The sequence below is a fragment of the Nitrospira sp. genome, assembly GCA_024998565.1.
In the GTDB taxonomy this organism is placed as follows: Bacteria; Nitrospirota; Nitrospiria; order Nitrospirales; family Nitrospiraceae; genus Nitrospira_A.
In genome coordinates this window covers 138079-157875 of record JACOEM010000008.1, presented here as the reverse complement: position 1 = coordinate 157875, position 19797 = coordinate 138079, and the positions used below count along the sequence as shown (strand labels likewise).

Annotated in this window: 17 protein-coding genes; all 17 read left to right on the top strand. The window is 59.7% G+C overall.

Translation table 11 applies throughout. The annotated features are described in order from the left end of the window. The first annotated feature begins 4 nt into the window (after positions 1-4). The 17 genes from H8K11_14125 to H8K11_14045 all read left to right on the top strand — a co-directional run bounded on the left by H8K11_14125 (position 5) and on the right by H8K11_14045 (position 19656). Positions 5-373: a TonB-dependent receptor plug domain-containing protein gene (locus H8K11_14125; GenBank protein MCS6264888.1), complete on the top strand. Its 369-nt coding sequence runs from the start codon at positions 5-7 to the stop codon at positions 371-373. Between the two features lie 26 nt (positions 374-399). Next, positions 400-981 carry a redoxin domain-containing protein gene (locus H8K11_14120; GenBank protein MCS6264887.1) on the top strand — a complete coding sequence of 194 codons (582 nt, stop codon included), beginning with the start codon at positions 400-402 and terminating at the stop codon, positions 979-981. 5 nt (positions 982-986) lie between these two features. Continuing rightward, positions 987-1295 carry a hypothetical protein gene (locus H8K11_14115; protein MCS6264886.1) on the top strand — a complete coding sequence of 103 codons (309 nt, stop codon included), beginning with the start codon at positions 987-989 and terminating at the stop codon, positions 1293-1295. Positions 1296-1440: 145 nt separating this feature from the next. Next, positions 1441-2529: a hypothetical protein gene (locus H8K11_14110; GenBank protein MCS6264885.1), complete on the top strand. Its 1089-nt coding sequence runs from the start codon at positions 1441-1443 to the stop codon at positions 2527-2529. Positions 2530-2592: 63 nt separating this feature from the next. Beyond that, positions 2593-3882 carry an exo-alpha-sialidase gene (locus tag H8K11_14105; protein MCS6264884.1) on the top strand — a complete coding sequence of 430 codons (1290 nt, stop codon included), beginning with the start codon at positions 2593-2595 and terminating at the stop codon, positions 3880-3882. A gap of 24 nt (positions 3883-3906) precedes the next feature. Beyond that, positions 3907-4440: a TlpA family protein disulfide reductase gene (locus H8K11_14100; protein ID MCS6264883.1), complete on the top strand. Its 534-nt coding sequence runs from the start codon at positions 3907-3909 to the stop codon at positions 4438-4440. Then, a complete protein-coding gene (locus H8K11_14095; GenBank protein MCS6264882.1) occupies positions 4437-4757 on the top strand; it encodes a hypothetical protein in 321 nt (106 codons plus the stop codon). Before H8K11_14100 ends, H8K11_14095 begins: the two co-directional genes overlap by 4 nt. Before the next feature lie 108 nt (positions 4758-4865). After that, complete coding sequence (locus tag H8K11_14090) at positions 4866-7217, top strand: TonB-dependent receptor (protein ID MCS6264881.1); 2352 nt, start codon at positions 4866-4868, stop codon at positions 7215-7217. Positions 7218-7276: 59 nt separating this feature from the next. After that, a complete protein-coding gene (locus H8K11_14085) occupies positions 7277-7471 on the top strand; it encodes a helix-turn-helix domain-containing protein (GenBank protein ID MCS6264880.1) in 195 nt (64 codons plus the stop codon). 74 nt (positions 7472-7545) lie between these two features. Further along, complete coding sequence (locus tag H8K11_14080; GenBank protein MCS6264879.1) at positions 7546-8955, top strand: amidohydrolase family protein; 1410 nt, start codon at positions 7546-7548, stop codon at positions 8953-8955. A 74-nt stretch (positions 8956-9029) separates the two neighbouring features. Further along, complete coding sequence (locus H8K11_14075) at positions 9030-11291, top strand: TonB-dependent receptor (protein ID MCS6264878.1); 2262 nt, start codon at positions 9030-9032, stop codon at positions 11289-11291. A gap of 206 nt (positions 11292-11497) precedes the next feature. After that, positions 11498-13471 carry a S9 family peptidase gene (locus H8K11_14070; protein MCS6264877.1) on the top strand — a complete coding sequence of 658 codons (1974 nt, stop codon included), beginning with the start codon at positions 11498-11500 and terminating at the stop codon, positions 13469-13471. 327 nt (positions 13472-13798) lie between these two features. Then, entirely contained in the window at positions 13799-14224 is a 426-nt protein-coding gene (gene exbB, locus H8K11_14065; GenBank protein ID MCS6264876.1) for a TonB-system energizer ExbB, read from the top strand. Then, on the top strand, positions 14214-14588 hold the full coding sequence (locus tag H8K11_14060) for a biopolymer transporter ExbD (GenBank protein MCS6264875.1): 375 nt from the start codon (positions 14214-14216) through the stop codon (positions 14586-14588). Before exbB ends, H8K11_14060 begins: the two co-directional genes overlap by 11 nt. 44 nt (positions 14589-14632) lie before the next feature. After that, complete coding sequence (locus tag H8K11_14055) at positions 14633-16975, top strand: TonB-dependent receptor (protein ID MCS6264874.1); 2343 nt, start codon at positions 14633-14635, stop codon at positions 16973-16975. A 333-nt stretch (positions 16976-17308) separates the two neighbouring features. Further along, positions 17309-18667: a PepSY domain-containing protein gene (locus H8K11_14050; GenBank protein ID MCS6264873.1), complete on the top strand. Its 1359-nt coding sequence runs from the start codon at positions 17309-17311 to the stop codon at positions 18665-18667. Positions 18668-19056: 389 nt separating this feature from the next. Beyond that, positions 19057-19656, top strand: a complete 600-nt coding sequence (locus H8K11_14045) for a YceI family protein (protein ID MCS6264872.1) — start codon at positions 19057-19059, stop codon at positions 19654-19656. Positions 19657-19797 lie beyond the last annotated feature (141 nt).

Here is a 19797-nt window from a genome sequence, read left to right as displayed (position 1 = left end):
GATCATGGATCGAGTCAGCAAAGGTCTGCGACCGGCCGGTTTCCCGATTCTTGTCTGTGCGGGGATTCTCGCGGCCTGGTGGATTGCCGCGGGCTGTGCTTGGGCTGGAGACGGGCAGGCCGTCGGTTCCGACTCTGCTCGGGAGCAGAGAATCGAGGAACTTCAGAAGCATCGCGATCGCATTCAGCGGGAATTGAATCAATTGAAGCAGCAGCCGGACGGGGTCAGCCGCTCGTCGGTGCCGAGGACCGAACTGAGCGACCAACCCACCCGGACGCTGAAAGAATCCATGGAGTCGGTGCCGGGCGTGATTGTGAGGCCGGGGCAAGGCGGGCGGGACAGCAATCTCTCCATTCGAGGGTTGGGCAAGTGAGCAGCCGCATAAAGGAAGGGGATGCCATGAACAGATTGCGGAACCGGTCGTTCTTGAACCGAACGTGCACAGGCTGGTGGGAGGGCAGCATCGTCCTTGCCGTCTTGATGCTTGTGGGAGTGGCAGGTACGGTGTGGGCCATGGGCTCGCGTCCGCCGGCTGCGGGGATGCCCGCCAGTGAATTCTCGCTGACGGATCTTGACGGCAAGTCGCATAAGCTTGAGCAATACCGGGGCAAGGTCGTGCTTCTCAATTTCTGGGCGACCTGGTGCAAACCCTGCACAACGGAAATGCCCGCGATGCAGACCGTGTACGATGAGCTGCGCGAAAAAGGGTTTGTCGTGTTGGCGGTGAATGAATTGGAGGATGAAGGCAAGGTGCGCGAGCACATCGTGGCCTATAAGCATACCTTCCCTGTGCTCCTCGATCACGAAAACAAAGTGGCCAACCAGTACGGCGTGTTCGGCTTGCCGGTGAGTGTCTTCATCGATCAGAACGGCGTGGTGCGGGAATACATTAAGGGTGGGCTGTTGACTGAGGCCAGAATTCACGACATTGTCGGCCGGATTCAAGCCGCTACGCCTGCCAAAACGGTGGCTCTTCGGTGAGATTGATGACCCGGACCCGTCACCTTGCAGTGAGTCTCCTCCTCGCCTGCTCGTTGCTGGCGCTCCAGGGGCTTGTCTATCCCCACGCGTTGGAACATGTATCACACCATGCCCATCATGGGGCCGACGTCCACAGCACGGTGCTCTGTTCCTGGATGTGTGCGGCAGGGCAAGACCTCGACGCCGTCCAGGGTTTGTTTGAAGTCAATGTTCGGTTGAGCGGCCTGGTCGATCAGGAAGCCACCGATTCGTTACAGACCGAACCTCGTGCCCCGCGGACGTCACGGGGGCCTCCTCGTTTCTCTCTTTCCTAAACAGCGTCAGCGATTCATCGGATTTATTCATTGTGAGCGAGTCCATGCCGGAGGCCCTGGTTGGGTGTTCGTCCGGATCTCTCACCGTCAGCCTTGACCGGAGAAAGGATTCTGCGAGATGTGGTGTCTTGGTAGAAGAGTTCTTGTGTCCCTGTTGAGTGCAGCAAGTGTGCTCAGTGCCGGCCTCGCCGCGTCGCCGTCGGCTCACGCCGCCTGCGGTGCGGTAACGTGTTTTGTGGTGATCGGATCGCAGCAGCAGGTGCCCCAAGCCGGCCTGCTGACGTTTAATTCAATCTACAACTATACCCCCATGCGTTTGTTGGACGGGACGTCGGGCATCATTCCAGCCATCAACCAAGATCAGCGCCGGCTGATTTTAGATCATCATCAGGAAACTCGCACGATCACTCAGACGATGACATTTGATTTGAACTACGGCATTACGGACCGATTCGCCGTGCAGGTCACCATCCCCTATCTTTGGCGGACGCATCGCCACATGGACGCCCTAGGGGAGGGTGGAGATAACGGAAACGGCGAGCCGGTACACTTCGGAGACAACAATGTCGGCGACATGATTCTGACTGCGAAGTACAACATTCTGCCGACTCTGCGGAGCATGCTCGTCGCAGGGTTCGGCGTTCAACTTCCGACCGGGAGTACGCAAACTAAGGACAGTCAAGGTCATGTCATGGAGTCGCCGACGCAATTGGGGCGCGGCAATGTGGGGTTGATTGGGTCGCTGTACCAGACGTACGAACTGATCCCTCACCGGCTGAATCAATTTTCCTACGCCAGTTATCGCCATACGTTTCGGAACAATGACGGCTATCAATTCGGGGATGAGTATAATTTGAATATCGGCGCCAATCTGGTCACGCTGCCGTGGTTGGTGCTGATGGGACAGGTCAACTGGCGGTACCTGACGCATGACAATATCAGTGCTTCCCTCGAGCAGTCTGCTCCGACGGGTAATGGCGGCGGGGTCGATCCGGCGGTAGTCGACGCGCTTATTGCGAATCGTCGAGTGCCCGGCACCGGGTCGACGTACTTGGCGTTCTCGCCGGGGTTTCAGGTCAGCTTGGAAGGGTTGATTGATTCCCCGCTCACGAGAATGACCTCCGTGTATTTTTATTCGCAGATTCCCATTGCCCGGGATTCCAACAACAACCTGGCGCAGGGGACCAGTTTCATTTTCGGTCTCACCAAGTCCTTTCAAATGGTGAAGTCGTGAGCCGACCGGGACCATCGTTCCTGGGGATGGCTCACGAAACCAAGGGGAATAAAGGAATCTGCCATGTGCTCCAACAACTGGGTTAGAGCGGGTCTCTGTTCGTTCATGGCCGCGACCGGTCTGTGGTGTGTGATGACGGAGGGGCCGGTCTGGGCAGAGCCGCTCACCGGGTTTCAGCTTGGCGCCAAGTGGACGACCGAACATAAGGTGAAGAGCCTGGTGGGTCCGTCCGTGCAGGTGGACGAGCAGGGACGGGTCTCCTTGTCGTGGATGGAAGAGGATAAGGACGTGCGGTCGGTGCTGTACGCCCGCAGCGCAGAACCGGGCGGGCCGATGGGAGCGCCGGTACGTATCAACCGTCCGGAAGACGTGCCCTATTGGCGTCAGGAAGCGCCGGCGCTGGTCGTGCAGGGGGAAGACGTGTTTGTCACCTGGGGACTGGCCCATCCGAAAGCCACGCCGCAACAGCCCTTCGCGACGGAATTGCGATTGAGCCGCTCGATCGATGGGGGCAAGACGTTTCAGCCCTCCGTCGCGGTGAACGACGATCCGGGGGTCATTCAACATACCTTCGATGCCCTGCATCGTGATGCGGATGGACGGTTGCACCTCTCCTGGATCGACGGGCGTGAAGGAAAGAAGGAGCCCGGCACCTACGTGGCCCGTTCGTTGGACCGTGGCGCGACGATCACCAGGAATCTCAAGGTAGACGAGGGCACCTGTGTCTGCTGCCGCACGGCGATGACGAGTGGTCCTGAGGGCATGGTCTACGTAGCCTGGCGCAAGATTTTCGAAGGCAATGTTCGTGAAACGGTGGTGGCGCGTTCGACGGACCACGGGGAGACCTTCGAGGCGCCCGTCATCGTCGGGCACGATCAGTGGGTGTTCCCGGCCTGCCCGCATCGTCCGGCCTCCATGGGTGTGGACCGTCAGGGACGTCTCTACGTCGTCTGGTACAGCGAAGGAACGGACGAAATTCCCGCCGTCTACATCGCCTATTCGGACGACCGAGGGAAGAGCTTTTCTGAAAAGCGGAAGTTGAACATCTCGAAAAACACCTTTCCCGACCATCCGCAGATTGCGGTCGATCCGGAAGGACGGATCGTGGTGGTGTGGGAGGAGCAGGCTCCGGTCAAGCGGGATGTGGTGATGAGCGTCTCGATGGATCGTGGCGCAACCTTTACGGCGCCGCACAAAGTGAACGAGAAAAAAAGCCAGACTCCGGTCGTAGCCGTGAATAGTCAAGGCCTGTTTGCCCTGGCCTGGATGGAGCATGGCATGCCCGGTCATAAAATCGTGGTGCAGACCATGAAGGTCCCTTCAGTGAAGGTGGCGGCTGAACCGGTACGATAACCGGGCAGGCTTGTGGTTGGAACGATGAAGTTGACGGGATTGTTCAGGGGACTCATGCTGACGGTTGTGCTGAGCACGACGGCCGGTCCTGTATGGGCGGATGATCCTTTCGCCGCGTTGAAAATCGCGCGGGTTGCACCGGGCACTACCGCTGCGGCCTTTGAGCTACAGTCGCTGGATGGCCGGTCCGTGCAACTCGCGGACTTGAAGGGGAAAGTCGTCGTGGTGAATTTCTGGGCCACCTGGTGCGGGCCCTGCAAAGAAGAAATGCCGGCCTTTGAGCGTCTGCGACGGCAGCTGGACCCCGACCGCTTCGTGTTGCTGACCATCACGACCGACTTGCAACGCGCCGGCATCAAGCAGTTCCTGGCTAATCTCAACGTGCAACTCCCCGTGCTGTTCGACGAACAGCAGGATGTCTCGCAAGCCTATCTGGTGCGGGCCTTGCCGACCACGGTGTTCATCGACCGGCAGGGAGCCTTGCTGGGCCGTGCTGTCGGACCGCGTGAGTGGGATGCGCCCAAGGTGGTGCAGGCGTTGCAGGGGCTGATGCCATGAGTCGATTCAAGACACCCTCCGTCGGACTCGCGGCCGCACTTGCGGGGATCTATCTGGTCCTGGCCCTGTTCTCCATGGCCTGTGCCGTCGACCATGCCGACCCCATGCCGGTCGGCCATCATCATGGCGGGACGGTGTCCCACTCCAGTTTCTGTGTCTGGGCCTGTCAGGCCAATCCTACGTCGGATGCTGCGGCGTCCGCGCTGGTGCTTCATCCGTTCCTTGTGGTCGCGTTGGTTGTCGAGCGCGATCATACCGTCATCGCCGGCGGCGCGGGCTTCCACGCCGCCTCTCGCGCGCCGCCCGTTCTCTCGTAATTCCTTTTTACATCGCTAGCGGTGCTAGCAGCTGTTCTCGCCCGTTCAGACAGGGGCGGGAAGGGTATGTCTCTGCTGTCGTGTGCACAGTTGTGCCAGGAGGAAGTTATGTGGGCTCGTGTTCATTCATTCCGACTGTATGTGTTGTGTCTTTGTGCTCTGGTGATGGCGTTACCCTTTGGAGGATCTCCCTCGTTCGCCCAGGAGGAAGCAGTGACCGGGGCCGTGGTCGAGAAGAGCGCGCGGGAGCGTGACTTGCGTGAGCAGTTACAGAACATTCTCCGCGAGTTGGATGAACTGCAACAGAAACCGGCCGGCGGCGCGGTAGTCACGCCAGTTCAAGCGGTTCAACCGACGGCGGTGCAGGAATCCTCCGCGTCGGCGGCGGCCGAGCCGATCCCGCAGTATGAGCTGGCCGATGTCAGCATCATCAGCGACCGGGTCTTGAAGCGTCCGGAGGGGATCACCTTATCGGCGACCCCGCGCAGCGAAACGGAATCACAACCGACCCGGAACATGCGGGAATCGTTGGAGTCGATTCCCGGCGTGATTCTGCGCCAGCGCAACGGGCCTCGCGATTTTCAGGTTTCCATTCGCGGGTCGGGTTCGAAAAATGGTTTCGGAGTGCGTGATGTCAAATTTTATGAGGACGGCATCGGGCAGACGCAGTCGGACGGGTTGTCTCGACTGGATATCCACGACCCGTGGTTCATGGAAAGCACGGAGGTGGTGAGAGGCGCCTCCTCTTCTCTGTACGGAAACTACGCACTGGGTGGGGCGGTGCATTTCAAAACCCGGCGCGGGAAGGACATCAACGGGGTAGAAACCTTCGTGACGGGTGGGTCCTACGGCTATCAAAAATATGCGATCGCAATCGGGAAAGAATACACCAACCTCGACGCCTCGTTGTTCGCCAGTTATGCCCGCGAAGACGGCTTCCTGCCGCATAGTGAGTACGATACGGCGACGGTCAATCTAAATTTGCGGTTCAAGATCGACGACAAACAGAATTTTTACTTCAAAGCGATCAATAACGACCTGGATGCCCGCTCCCCTGGACGTTTGACGCAACGCCAGTTCGATCAAAACGAACGCCAACTCGGTGGCATTACCAATGCCACCACGAATCCTGAAACGCTCCACTCTAAGCGGCGCGATCGACGGACGATTGTCGGCGGACTCTATGAGCGGCAGATCAATGCCAATACGCTGCTCCAGATCGAAGGCGACTACGATGTGAAGGACATCAATCAGCCGGTCAGCACCAACATCAATCCGAATTTCAAACACTATTCCAACCTCATCCATGATGGGGAGCTGATGGGGATGCCGCTGAGAAGCACGGTGGGCTTCTTCTTCGACTATATGGAACAGGAAGGCGGAAGTTATCGCAACCAGAACGACGGCACGGCGACGTTCGGTCCGCTGCAGCAGCAGACCAGGCTGACGCAGAAAAATATCGGCGCGCGGTTCCGGGAAGAGTTGCAGTTCGCTCCTAAATGGATTGCCGCGGTGGGCTTCAATTACGAGAATTCACGGATCTCTGGCCTTGTGACCAACTACACCACGACGGCGACGACCAGCACCTTTGCCAACCGAGTCGCCGTGGACAAAACCTATGATAACTTTGCGCCGGAAGTGTCTCTCACGTTTAAGCCCACTCAGGATACGCGCATCTGGACACGCGCTTCGACGGGTTATGCGATCCCCGGGCTCGGCAATCTGACCACGGGATTGGATGGCAATCCGGGATTTAATCCAGACCTGAAGCCGCAGAAGAATTTGAATGTCGAGCTTGGAACCAATTCCTGGCTCTCAAAACAATTCAATATCGAGCTGGTCGGGTTCTGGATTTTCTTCAAAGACGAAATCATCAATCAGAGTGTGCCCTTGTCCGCCGTGACGAATGGTAGCTTTGCCACCAATGCCGACGAGTCCCAATATCGTGGGGTTGAGCTGGCCTGGAAGTATCTCCCGGATGTTCTGCCCGGCTTGAGTTGGACCGGCGCGTTTACGCACATGGAAAGCAAGTACGTGAAGTTTACCGATCAATTTTCGGCCGGCGGTGTGATTACACGGATCAATCAGGCCGGTCATCAGGTGCCGGCGGTGGAGAAAAACGTCTTGAACAGCAAGATCATGTACCACCATGCGAAGTCCGGCGTCGGAGGGTGGGTTGAAGGCACCTGGGCGGACAGCTTCTTCATCAACAACAATAACTCGTTGGGTTCGCCGTCTTATCTGCTGGTGAACACGAATCTGAACTACACCTATCCGGTGCATAACAGCCGATTCATCAAGTTTGTGAAGACCTATGTCGAACTCGACAACATTTTCGACAAGAAATATGCGGCCGCGGCCCAGCCGATTGCGGACAGTACGCCTGACGCAAACAAGCAGGCGTTTCTGCCCGGCTATGGACGGTCGGTGTATATCGGGGTGACGTTGGGATTCTTTTAGGACAAGCGCCGGGGACATGGTTCATGTCCCCGGCTGACGTGATTAACAAGGAGATTGCCATGAACAAGCAACTCTTGCGGGTCGGTGAGGCGGCGGATGTGTTGGCCGTGAGCCGCTGGACGATTTATCGGTGGGTGGAGGAAGGGCGGTTGGAGGGCACCAAGATCGGCCGCGGGAGCCTCAGGGTGTTCCGCACGTCGCTGGACCGGTTGGTGCAAAACAATAAGACGCAGGAAATGAACCTGACCGTCTGAGGTGTGCGCTGCAGAGAGCGCGATCGGCCGCTGAGAAGGCCGATGCGCTCTGTTGTGAGCGGGTGAGAGGACGTATGAGTCGCATCCTGTTGTGTCTGATTGTGATCCTGGCCGGCTGTGCGGGCGGGACGGGCCTGTCTTCATCGTCGAACGCGTCGCACCCGACCGGGCCGTCCGGGAGCGATTCCTACGCCTTCATCAACGGCCGATGGTTCGACGGCCAGGGGTTTCAGGCCGCCACCTGGTATTCAGTGCAGGGACGTTTGACGCGCACCCCGCCGCAGGGGCGAGTCGAGACGGTGGATCTGTCCGGCCTGTTCGTCGTGCCGCCGTTCGGGGAAGCGCACAATCATAACGTGGAAGGTTCGTGGAATATTCAGGCGGTGGCCGAGCGGTACCTCAAGGACGGCGTGTTCTACGTGAAGAATCCGAACAACGTCCGGGACCTCGCCCTGCAGATTCGGAGCGCGATCAATCGACCGACAAGCATCGATGCGATCTTCGCCCATGCCGGACTGACGGGGCGGGGCGGCCATCCCGTGGCGTTGTATGAGGACGTCTTGCGGACGAGCCGATACGAGCCGGTGATCGGAACCATCGAGCGGGGGTGGTTTGAGAACCGGTCGTACATCGTGCTCGACACCGACGCGGATCTGGAGACGAAATGGCCGTTGATCACAAGCGGCCGACCCGACTTTCTGAAAGTCTATCTCGTGCACTCCGAAGACGAGGCCGCGACCGGAAAGTCCGGACATTCCCCGCAACGAAGCGGTCTCCATCCGCGACTCGTGTCACAGATTGTCGCCAAGGCCCATGCCGCGGGGCTGCAGGTGACGGCCCATGTCGAAACGGCGGCGGACTTTCGACAGGCGGTTCGTGCAGGAGTGGATGAGATCGCGCATGTGCCGGGGTGGCTGGTGACCAGTGCCGCCGATGGGGAGTCCGCCCGACTCACGGAAGCGGATGCGCGCTTGGCCTTGGAACGTCACGTGCGGGTCGTGACCACCGCAGTGGCGGGAAGCGCCATGCCCTCGGTTCCGGGACATCATCCGCACGGGCATCACGACGGGCATGCATCCGGGATGTCCGATCATCATCCGGCGGCGCCGGATGATGATCGGGTACAGATTCTCAAGGACAACATTGCGTTACTCCATCGCGCGGGCGTGCGCGTCGTGGTCGGCAGCGACCATGCCGAGACATCGCTGGCGGAAGTGTTGCAGCTGGACAGGTTTCATCTCTTCGACAATCTGACGCTGCTCAAGATGTGGTGTGAGGACACGCCGGCTTCGATTTTCCCCGGCCGTCGGATCGGGCGATTCGACGAAGGGTACGAGGCCAGCTTTGTCGCTCTGGCCGGCAACCCCGTCGAGGATTTTTCGCAGGTGCAGCGCATCGTGCGGCGATTCAAGCAGGGGGTGAATCTCGATCGTTCCTTCCGTCATGACGCCGCCCCTTCAGGAGCCGGTCACCGGGCTCACTGACAAGTCAGGCGGCCTGGACCGGTCAGTCAATATGATCGTGTCTTTTTATTTATTTTTGCAGGAGGAGTCGAGCGATGAAGGCAGTGGTGTGGTGGGGAAGAGGAACGGCGGCGGCCTGTCTGGCCGCGGCTTTGATTGTGGGGATCGAACCGTCTGTCGCGCAGGCGACCGAGGAGCCGTCTGATCAGGAGGCCCCGGTCGTCGTGGTCGATCCCGTGGAGGTGAGGGGAAAGCGGATTGAAAATGTCGAGGATGTGAAGCAGGAACTTGCTCGCCGACCAGGCAGCAATATTCTGATCGAAGAGAAACAGATTACCGAGTCGCGGGCTATCAATCTGCAAGACGTCCTGCAGTTTGCGCCGGGCGTCCGGTTCCAATCACGGTTTGGTGCCGATGAAGGCCAGTTTCAGATCCGCGGTACGACGCTCCGCACCAACTACCATCATCGCGGCATCAATATTCTGATCAACGGGATCTTCTTCGGCGACGCGGACGGATTTTCCGACTTCGAATCGATCGACCTCATGGCCTATGAACGGATCGAAGTCTATAAAGGCGCTAATGCGCTACGGTACGGTGCCAACAGCATCGGCGGCGCCATCAATTTTGTGCCGCGTACCGGTTATAGCGCCTCGACGTTGCAGATGCGGATGCTGGCCGGCAGCTTCGGCATGGTGAGCGGGCAGGTGTCGAGCGGCAAAGTCACTCAGCCCTTCCAGGTCGGCAGTATGAATGCGACGATGGACTATTACATCAGCGTGTCCGGGAACCGGCAGGACGGGTTCCAGGACAACAGTCAGCAGGCCCGCGAACGCATTAATGCCAACATCGGTGTGCAACTCGGCAACCATCAGGAAATCCGAGCGTATTTTCTGCAGGCGAACGTCGCAGAACGGCTGCCCGGCTCACTGACCAATGAGCAGCTGTTTTTCAATCGCCGACAGGCGGGAGGTCAAAGCCCTCCCGGAGCGCCTCCGTTTTTTGCCTGTGTCACGAACAACCAAACGTGTACCTGGGGGCGCTATTACAACCTTCAACGGATCGGCATCGCGTACCACAATGAATTTGCGTCCAATCAATACTTTGAAATCATTCCCTACTTCTCGAATCAATACGAGGATCACCCGATCTATCAGACTCTCCGAATGCATTCTTACAATGTTGGTGGTGAACTCCGCTATGTGAATTCGAATTCACTGTTTGGCAAGAACAACTCGTTCGTCATGGGCTTCCAGCCGCGCTATGGCGACCAGCGGCAAGATCGGTATGTGAACATCAATGGGAGTATCGGGGCTTTAACGAATAGCTTTAGGGCGAAGAGTACCTATTTCGGAGCCTACGCCGAAGATGCGTTCGATGCCACGAAGGACTTCACGATCGTGGTCGGCGGTCGGTGGGATTATACGACTCGCCAGGCGACGGTGGATAACTACGGGCCGGCCGGCAATCCGTTCAATCCGGCGACGCCCTCCACACTGACCGGTACGCAGCGGCCGTTGCAACATTTCGATGCGATCAATCCGAAGCTCGGATTCGTCTATCGTACGACGCAGACCTCGCAGCTCTATTTCAACGCCAGCCGGGCCTATGAGGCACCGATCAACATCGAATTGCTTTCTTCGTTCAATGCCAATGGCTCGCCGAACACCGGATTCCTGAATCTGGATGCGCAACGCGCCTGGCAGTTGGAATTAGGGCATCGGGGCACGTCCGCGGACAAGCGGTACAGTTGGGACGTGACGGTCTACAACCTAGAAATGCAAAAGGAACTTCTGACCACGATCATCAATAATACCGGGACCTTTCAAAATGCCAACGGCACCAGGCACACCGGCGTCGAGGCCGGCGGCGGTATGGTCCTGAAGAAGGGGCTCTTCGTGCAGGGAGGAGCAGGGAAGGAGGATAGTCTGCAGACTAGGGTGGCCTACACTTGGTCGCGCTTCAAGTTCACCGACGATGTGCGCGGCGGCGGGATCGGCGGCCCCAACGTGCTCATTGCGAAAGCCGGAAATACCGTGGCCGGCGCGCCGGAGCACAGCTTGAACGTGGAGGCTCGCTACGATCATCCGGCTGGTTGGTGGATCGCGCCGAATATCGAGTGGTCCATGTCCGGGTTTTATACAGATTATTTGAACACGATCAAGAATCCGTCCTACTTCGTGGTCAATCTGCGGTCCGGCTATACCATCAACGATCATTGGATCCTCTTCGCCGAAGGGCGCAACCTGACCGATAAAACCTATGCCGGGGCGGTGGTCGTGAACGACCAGTTCAATCGATTTGCCAACGCGGCGTTGGGTATCAGTGGGTTTGCAGGCGTCGAGTACAAGTTTTAGACCGCGGTCCGTTTCGCTAGTGCGGGGCTCGTCTGATGATGAGCCCCGCAGACTGCAGAAAGTTTCCCCTGCGATACAGGTGTAACCCTTTGCGACATCCGCTTGCCTAAAAAATGGGATGGACGACCGTCACGCGAACATGTGATAACTGAATCCGTCGGGTATGACCCCGGATGGGCATGTCCTGGTAACTGTAGGGATAGACCGTGCCGGCCATCTACGGACTTGTCACTGTTCTGCTACTTGTCTGGAGCCTGGTGCCGGTCTACGCCGAGTCCGGTTCTGCATCACCGCCCACCGCGGCGTTCGCCTCGCTTCCCCTCATTGAATCCATTCAACTGTCCCCCTCCGGTCGGCATCTGGCGGTGCTCCGCAATCATGAAGGGCACACGGTTCTCGATACCCAAACCGTTGCGGGACAAGATGTGCACCGTGCCGTCTCGACGGACAATCGTGAATACATCATTACTTGGTTTCGCTGGGTCAATGATGAGCGGCTGCTGGTGAGTATCCGGTTCGGAGCAACGCGGAATGCGATCGACTCGATCGAGACTCGGTTGTTGGCGGTGAATCGCGATGGGTCAGGACAAACCGCCAATTTGTTCAAGCAGGGCGCTTTTTCATCGATTTTCGGACAGAAACATTTTCCTCAATTCCAAGATCAGCTGGTCGGCACGATTCCCGGTGATCCCAAGCACGTATTGATCGCCCTCGATCTGGAGCACCCCAATGCTCCGGATGTCTACAAGGTGGACGTGTATTCCGGCGATCGGCAATTGGTCCAGGCGAATCCTAGTTCTCAACCGGACACCAGGGCGATTTTGCAGTGGATTGCCGATCGGGCAGGGAACGTGCGTGCGGGGGTGGGCCAATTCCAGACGACCGTGCATGCGATCTTCAAGCAGCCGGAGTCCAATCTCTGGCGCGAATTGGCCGAGTATGACCTGGCAAAAGAAACCGGGCTCGTACCCTTGGCCTTCGATGCCGATCCCGCCTGGCTCTATGTGAGGGATCAGCATCGGGGCAAAGCAGCGATTTTTAAGATCAATGTGGTAGACCGCGCGGCGGATCGTATCCTCGTGGTGGCCGATCCGAAGTATGACCTGACCGGTGAGTTGGTCTATGCGCCGGGACGCAAGAAGGTGGTCGGCGTTCGTTACAGCAGGGCGGATGAGCGGGTGCTTTTCTGGGACTACGACGCCCAGCGTTTGCAGGCGCGCATCGACCGGGCGCTTCCGGGATCGGTCAATGTCATTCACAGCAGCAGCGACGACGGGCGGCTGCATATCGTGAAGTCGAGCGGTGCGGCGCATCCCCCGCGATGGTCGGTCTTCGATGAGCGCGACGGACGGATGGTGTTGCTTGGCAAGTCGTACCCCGATCTTGAGACGGCCGCGCTGTCTGCTCCTACCACGACCTATGTGACGGCGCGGGACGGCAAGGAGCTGCAGGTCTTCCTGACCGTTCCCAAGGATCGGGACCCGCGCCAACTTCCGATGATTGTATTTCCTCATGGCGGCCCTGCCTCGCGATCGCCAGGTGCCTACAACTATTGGACGCAGTGGTTTGTCAGTCGCGGTTGGGCCGTGCTGGAGCCACGCTTTCGAGGCACCGAAGGGTATGGAGACGAATTCCTGCGTGTCGGATTTCAACGCTGGGGCCTGGAGATGCAGGACGACCTGACCGATGCCGTGCAGTACGCCATCCGCTCCGGCATCGCTAATGCCAACCGTGTCTGTATCGTCGGATCGGGCTATGGAGGGTACGCTGCGCTGATGGGCGCCGTGAAGACGCCGGATCTCTATCGCTGCGCCGTCAGCCTGGGCGGGGTGACGGACTTACCGCAGGTCGTGTCCGACAGCCGGTGGTATTTGAGTCAGAAACCGATGGCCGAAATGCGTGTCGGCTCTTGGTGGACCGACCGTGAGCGGCTGCGTGACACCTCGCCGGTCTTTCATGCGAAGGAGATTCGCATACCGCTGCTCCTGATGCACGGCGCCATGGACCGGGCGGTGCCGGTGTCGCATGGTCGAGACATGGCTGAGGCACTGAAGTCGGCGAATGTGACGACCTATCGATATGTGGAACTTCCCTTCGCCGATCAGGCGCTGAGTCGAGAGCAGGACAGGATTCACGTTTTGAAGGAACTCGAACAGTTCCTCACCTCCCACCTCGACTGAATCGTCTCCGCTGTAGCATCCACAGGCATTCGTCGGTAGACAGGCCGGCCTCGGCTCACTACACTTCCGTCCCGTCATGCAGGAAGGGTCTGGGCGAGCGTAGACTTGTCGCCGTTGAGTTGCCGAAGTAGGCCGTCCTACCTCCGCCTGCCATTCCGGGAGTCATCATCGCAGCGGGGAAGTCTCACGGCGCTTCTGCGCGACCGTCAGGCCGGTCCCGACACCCGTTCAGATTCGCAATTTGCGGCCTCTGGTCGTCGGTCTGTCTTTGTCGGAAGCGCGCTAGTTGTACAGCAATCGACATGGCATGTGATGCAGGAGCGATGGATGGAAGGACTCAAGGAACTGGTGGAGTACGGCGTGATCGGACTGTTGGTCGGGTTGAGCCTGTGGGCGGTGGCCGTGGCCATCGAGCGCTGGTGGTACTACCAGCGGATCGATGTGCGGGCCTTCGCGTCGATCGAGGAATGTGAAATCGCGTTGACCAAACGCCTGGTGGTAATCGGCACCGTCGCGGCGAATGCACCCTATATCGGGCTGCTCGGGACCGTGTTGGGCATCATGCTCACCTTCCACACCATGGGCACGTCCGGCGCGATGGCGGTCACCACGATCATGATCGGCCTGAGCCTCGCTCTGAAGGCGACGGCGGCGGGGCTGGTCGTCGCGATTCCCTGCGTCGTCATGAACAACGTGCTCCGGCGGCGCGTCAGCGAGTTGCTCGCGCAGTACAAGGCGCACCGTGGAGCGTGAGGTCGATCAAATCAATGTGATTCCCCTGGTCGACATCATGCTGGTGCTGCTCGTGATCGTGCTGACCACCGCGACGTTCATCACGACGGGACAGATCCCGGTCAATCTTGCCAAAGCCTCGACGTCGAGCGACCGGCAGGACCGGCCGATTGTTGTGACGGTCACGGCAGAGGGCACGGTCTTCGTGGAGGACCGGGCCATCACCGACGAACAACTGGATACCGCCCTGGCGACCCATTCACGCCAATCTCCGGTGCTGGTCCGGGCAGACAAGGTCACCCGACTGGAACGATTTGTCGCCGTCGTCGATCGCATCCGTGGGCTTGGATTCCAACAGGTGAGTTTGGAAGTGACGCGGACCTAAGGCCTGGACTGAACATAGTGGGTTGCGGAGAAGGGAGGAGTCAGATGGTCGTGCGAAGATCGGTAGACGCAGGTGTGTGGGGAGCGGTGTTGGTGTGTGTGCTGACCGGCTCTCCTGCGTGGGCCCAGGGCGAAGCTTCGGTTCCGGTCGGGGGCCCGGCTCAATCGGAGCAGGTCTTACGCGAGCGGTTGCAGCAGAACGTCCAGGAGCGAGAGAAACTTCTGCAGGAGTTGGAGGAAATCGGCCGTCGGCGAGACGAAGCGCTGCCGGCCGGCGAGCGGCCGCAACTGTACAAAGAGACGCCTCACGAAGCCGGCGGGCCGGCGGCTCCCGAGGAAGCACCGGTGTATGAGTTAGCCGATATCAGCATTGTCAGCAAACGGGTGCAGAAGCATCCGGAAGGGCTGGCGTTCTCGTCCACCCCCAGATCGGAGACCGATTCTCAGCCGACACGCACCATGAAGGAATCGATGGAGTCTTTGCCCGGCGTCGTGCTTCGTTCAGCGAATGGTCCGCGGGATTTTGGCGTCTCCATCCGTGGTTCCGGGGTGAAGACGACAGGCGTGGTTCGCGATCTGAAGTTTTATGAAGACGGTATCGGGCAGACACAGTCGGATGGATTCTCCCGCCTCGACATGCACGATCCCTGGTTCATGCAAAGTGTGGAAATCACCCGGGGGGCCTCGTCGTCGCTCTACGATAACGCTGCACTCGGCGGCATGATTCATTTCAAGACGCGTCGCGGCGGCGATATCAACGGTGTCGAAACGTTCTTGAGTGGAGGCTCCTATGGATATCAAAAATATGCGGTAGCGATCGGTCGGGAATTCAACGACGTGGACATTGCGGTTTTCGCCAGTCACGCGGCCGAGGACGGTTACATCCGGCGAAGCAATTACGACACCCAAACGGTCAATCTCAATTTCCGGTTCAAGCTGGGCGATAAGGACAATTTCTACGTGAAGGCGGTCTCCAACGCGCTCAATGCCAACGTGCCGACGCGCCTGACGCAGGCGCAATTCGATGCCGATTCGCGACAGACCGGCGGCACCACTCTCGGCAACGACGCGGCGAGACTCGCACAACGGCGACTTGATCGTCGCACGGTGATCGGCGGCATGTACGAGCGGCAGATCGATGCCAACACCGTGTTTACGTTGGAAGCGGACTACGACGTGCGGGACATCAATCAAACCTTCACGCAGATCAACGACGCCTTCTATCCCAACTTCAAGGGCTATGCCGACCTGCGGCACGACGGTCGATTGGGCGAGATGCCGCTGAAAAGTTACCTCGGGTTCTTTGCGAACAATATGGAACAGGAGTCGCAAACGTTCCGAAACCTCGGCGACTTCAATGGGACGCGCGGGACGCTGGCGCAGAATAGCCGAGGAACGATGCGGAATATCGGGGGCCGTCTCCGCGAGGAACTGGAGTTCGTGCCCAAGTGGACCCTGGCCGCGGGCGTGGGGTTTCAACAGTCGCAGGTCAGCGTGCAGACCATCGACTACAATGCGGGCGGCGCCGTGAATACACGCGCCGGGGCCGACCGGACCTTTTACAACTGGGCGCCGGAAGTCTCGCTGTCCTGGCGGCCGACCGACGCCACTCGTCAGTGGATGCGCGCATCGACCGGCTATTCGGTTCCGGGGTTCGCCAATTTAACGACCGGCTTGGACGGGCTTGCCGGCACGAATTTCTCGATCAAGCCGCAGAAGAACTACAACTTTGAAATCGGCACGGACTCGCGACTGCACAAGACCTTCGCCATGCAGTTGGTCGGTTTCTGGGTCTTTGTGAAAGACGAGATCATCACGCAGGTCAATTCGACCACGGCGGGCTCGTTCGCGATCAACGCCGATGCCTCGCAATACCGGGGAATCGAGGCGAGCTACGATTGGCGGCCGCTGCCGGGCTGGCGGTTCTCCGGCGCGTACACGCACATCGACGCGCACTACATCAATTTTGCCGATCAATTCCAAGTGGGCGGTGTGGGGCCGGTGACCCGCCTGTTGCAAGACGGCAAGCGGGTGCCCAACGTGGCGCGCGACGTGTTGAATGTTAAAGAAGAATACGACCATCCCTCGGGCTGGGGCGGATGGCTCGAAACCACTTACTGGAACAGCTATTTCCTCAACAACGGTAACACCGTCGGCGCCCCGGCCTATTGGCTTTTCAACGCGAATCTTCACAAGACGATTGAGTTCAGCCCCACCTCGTGGTTCCGGTTCGCGAAGTTCTATCTGCAATTGGACAACATTGCTGACAAGCGGTACGTCGGCTCCGGCGGCGTGATTGCCGACAGCACGCCGGATGCCAATAAGACGCTGTTTTTTGCCGGCTATGGCCGGGCGTTGTATGCCGGGGTGACGTTGGGATTGTTTTAACCCATCCGAATCGGATTAGCCCGCATTATTCATGACGGTTCGTCGCGAAATCGCCGAGTCACGTTGCGAGGTCCGCGGCTCGACGAATAAGTCGAGCCACGCTTGCGGACGCCGGCGAGGCGGTGAGCCGGCCGTGTCTTGGCGCGCGGAGCTGGGAGGACCCAAGGCGTACTCGTGCAGTACGTTGAGAGTCCGAGGGGCGAGCCCGCCGGCCGAAGGCCCGTCGCAGCAGTGAATCGGCGATTGCAGCAAAAGTGCGCATGAAGAATGCGGGTGAGGGCGTCGCGCTCTCACGGCGCGAAGATGGGCGACGGTTGCGCGGAGGGAGGAACTATGACGACACGAAGCCAGTCGGCATCCTGTGGGCCCGGTATCGCGTATCCAACCGTCTGGCGGTGGCACTTTTATGCGGGCCTGTTCTGCATTCCGTTCATCGTCGTGCTGGCAGTGAGCGGCGCCGTCTATCTGTTCAAGCCGCAAGTTGAGGCCTGGCTCGACCGTCCCTACGACCGACTTTCCATCGCCGGGCCCGCCGCCGGGGCTGATGCCCATGTCAAGGCCGCGTTGGCCGCCGTGCCCGGTACCACGCTCGCGGCTTATGAAGTGCCGCTTTCGCCGAACGCGGCGGTACGGGTCATCGTGCAACGTAGTCGTGACAAGACCCGGGTGTACGTTCATCCGGAGACCCTGCAGGTTCTCCACATCGTCCATGAAGATGACCGGTTCATGCGACTGATGTTCAGACTCCACGGCGAACTTTTGATCGGGAATTTCGGGTCGGCCATCGTGGAACTGGCGGCCTCGTGGACGATCATCATGATCGTCACGGGATTATACCTGTGGTGGCCACGGCAGGGCCGTGGGTTGGCCGGAACCCTGTACCCGCGACTCGCGGGCGGCGGACGGCTGTTCTGGCGCGATCTGCACGTCGTCACCGGTGTGTGGATCTCGTGCTTCACGCTGTTCCTGCTGGTGAGCGGCCTGCCATGGGCCAAGGTGTGGGGGGAGTATTTCAAAGAAGTGCGGCGGCTGACCGGCACCGCTGTGGTCCACCAGGATTGGCCGGTCGGCGCGGCTGCCGCCGTCATACCGGCCGCCGCGACCGGCGGGCATGGAGAGCACGGCACTGCGCCGGGACACGTGCCGCTCGACCGGTCGCCGGACTACGCCACGATCGACCGGTTGGTCAGTACCGTTGCCCCTCTTGATCTGGCCGCACCCGTGCTGATTTCGCCTCCGGCGGGACGTGCCGTTCATTGGACGGCCAAATCGGAGACACAAAATCGTCCGCGTCGCGTCACTCTCACGCTGGATGGGGCGACCGGCGCGGTCCTGAAACGGGAAGGCTTCACCGACCGACACCTGCTCGACCGGATCGTGGCGGTCGGGGTGGCGGCTCATGAAGGGCAGCTCTTCGGCTGGCCGAACCAACTGCTGGGGCTGCTGACTGCCTGCGGGTTGCTCCTCATCGTTGTGAGTGGCGTGACCATGTGGTGGCGTCGACGTCTGCGGGGATCGCTCGGCGCGCCGCCGCGATCCCCTGCGAGTGTCTCCTGGGGTGTCGGAGCCCTCATGCTGCTGTTCGGGGTCAGTTTCCCACTGTTCGCCGCCTCGCTGATTCTGGTGCTGTTCGTGGAACGAGCGCTGTTGCGCCGTATCCCGGGTGTCAGGGAGTGGCTCGGGCTGGCCTAGCCCGGACTCTTCACGCATCCCTGCTCCGGCGTCCGATCCTCTCGCTCGGCGTGGCTGCTCTCGTTCGGCCTCCTCGACGGACTGCGAGTACGCCTGCGTCGGCCTTACGTGCGAGCAGCCTCGGCGGGCTTCCGTCTCGAACGCCTCGCGACGGCAGTCATGAATCATTCGCAGTAGCCGGTCGACGGCCGAATCGTTCTGCGGCATCGCGCCGGCGTTTGCCGCGCGCGGGGCACAGCAGGGGATAGAGAATGAAGTGAGTCGATTCAGGCGTGTGGCAGCTCACCGGACCCGTTCTGTAGCGTCTGTGAGCAGGCATCGGTAGACAGCGTTCCGGTGAGAGGCGAGAATGGGGGCTACCGTGGTCCCTCTTGAAGAAGGAGAAGGTGATGCGCCCACAATCTTGGTTTCGGTTCGCGTTGATGGTGACCGGTGTGCTCGCGGCGGTTCCTTTGCAGGCCGCCACTGAACGGTATCATGTTGATCCTGATCACACGATCGTCGGATTCAAGGTGGCCCACATGGTGGTGTCCAAGACCACGGGACGGTTCATGGACTACACGGGGTTCATCGAGATGGATCCCGAGGTCAAGACCGTCAAGGCGCTCGAAGCCGACATCAAGACCGCGTCGATCGCCACGAATCATGACAAGCGCGACGCCCATCTGAGGAGCGCGGACTTCTTCAACGTAGAAAAATATCCGACGCTGTCCTATCGCATGACCTCCTTTGCTAAGGAGGGCGATCAGTATGTCGCCAAGGGCAATCTCACCCTCTTGGGTGTCACGAAGGAGATCGCGCTGACCGGAACCTTCAATGGTATTTTGCCCAAAGATCCCCGGGGGCTCACGCGGGCGGGATTTTCCGCCCAGGGAAAGATCAACCGGAAAGACTTCGGTATGGTCTGGAATAAGGTCTTGGATACCGGCGGCGTGGCGGTCGGCGACGAGGTGGAGATCACGTTGGAAGTGGAATGCATCAAGCAGTAGGACCGACTGCCGTGATGTGCGAGGCGACCCCGGCGGGGACGGCGCCTTGATCGGAGAGGACAGCGCGTGATTTCACGCGACCGACGCCGGCTCTCGAGCCGCGGATCGGCGGTTGTCGCGGACCTGTGCATGCATCACGAG

Bases quoted from the DNA above. Each gene is read 5' to 3' on its own strand.
- H8K11_14125 (MCS6264888.1), top strand. From the start codon at position 5: ATGGATCGAGTCAGCAAAGGTCTGCGACCGGCCGGTTTCCCGATTCTT.
- H8K11_14120 (MCS6264887.1), top strand. From the start codon at position 400: ATGAACAGATTGCGGAACCGGTCGTTCTTGAACCGAACGTGCACAGGC.
- H8K11_14115 (MCS6264886.1), top strand. From the start codon at position 987: ATGACCCGGACCCGTCACCTTGCAGTGAGTCTCCTCCTCGCCTGCTCG.
- H8K11_14105 (MCS6264884.1), top strand. From the start codon at position 2,593: ATGTGCTCCAACAACTGGGTTAGAGCGGGTCTCTGTTCGTTCATGGCC.
- H8K11_14100 (MCS6264883.1), top strand. From the start codon at position 3,907: ATGAAGTTGACGGGATTGTTCAGGGGACTCATGCTGACGGTTGTGCTG.
- H8K11_14095 (MCS6264882.1), top strand. From the start codon at position 4,437: ATGAGTCGATTCAAGACACCCTCCGTCGGACTCGCGGCCGCACTTGCG.
- H8K11_14090 (MCS6264881.1), top strand. From the start codon at position 4,866: ATGTGGGCTCGTGTTCATTCATTCCGACTGTATGTGTTGTGTCTTTGT.
- H8K11_14085 (MCS6264880.1), top strand. From the start codon at position 7,277: ATGAACAAGCAACTCTTGCGGGTCGGTGAGGCGGCGGATGTGTTGGCC.
- H8K11_14080 (MCS6264879.1), top strand. From the start codon at position 7,546: ATGAGTCGCATCCTGTTGTGTCTGATTGTGATCCTGGCCGGCTGTGCG.
- H8K11_14075 (MCS6264878.1), top strand. From the start codon at position 9,030: ATGAAGGCAGTGGTGTGGTGGGGAAGAGGAACGGCGGCGGCCTGTCTG.
- exbB (MCS6264876.1), top strand. From the start codon at position 13,799: ATGGAAGGACTCAAGGAACTGGTGGAGTACGGCGTGATCGGACTGTTG.
- H8K11_14055 (MCS6264874.1), top strand. From the start codon at position 14,633: ATGGTCGTGCGAAGATCGGTAGACGCAGGTGTGTGGGGAGCGGTGTTG.
- H8K11_14050 (MCS6264873.1), top strand. From the start codon at position 17,309: ATGACGACACGAAGCCAGTCGGCATCCTGTGGGCCCGGTATCGCGTAT.
- H8K11_14045 (MCS6264872.1), top strand. From the start codon at position 19,057: ATGCGCCCACAATCTTGGTTTCGGTTCGCGTTGATGGTGACCGGTGTG.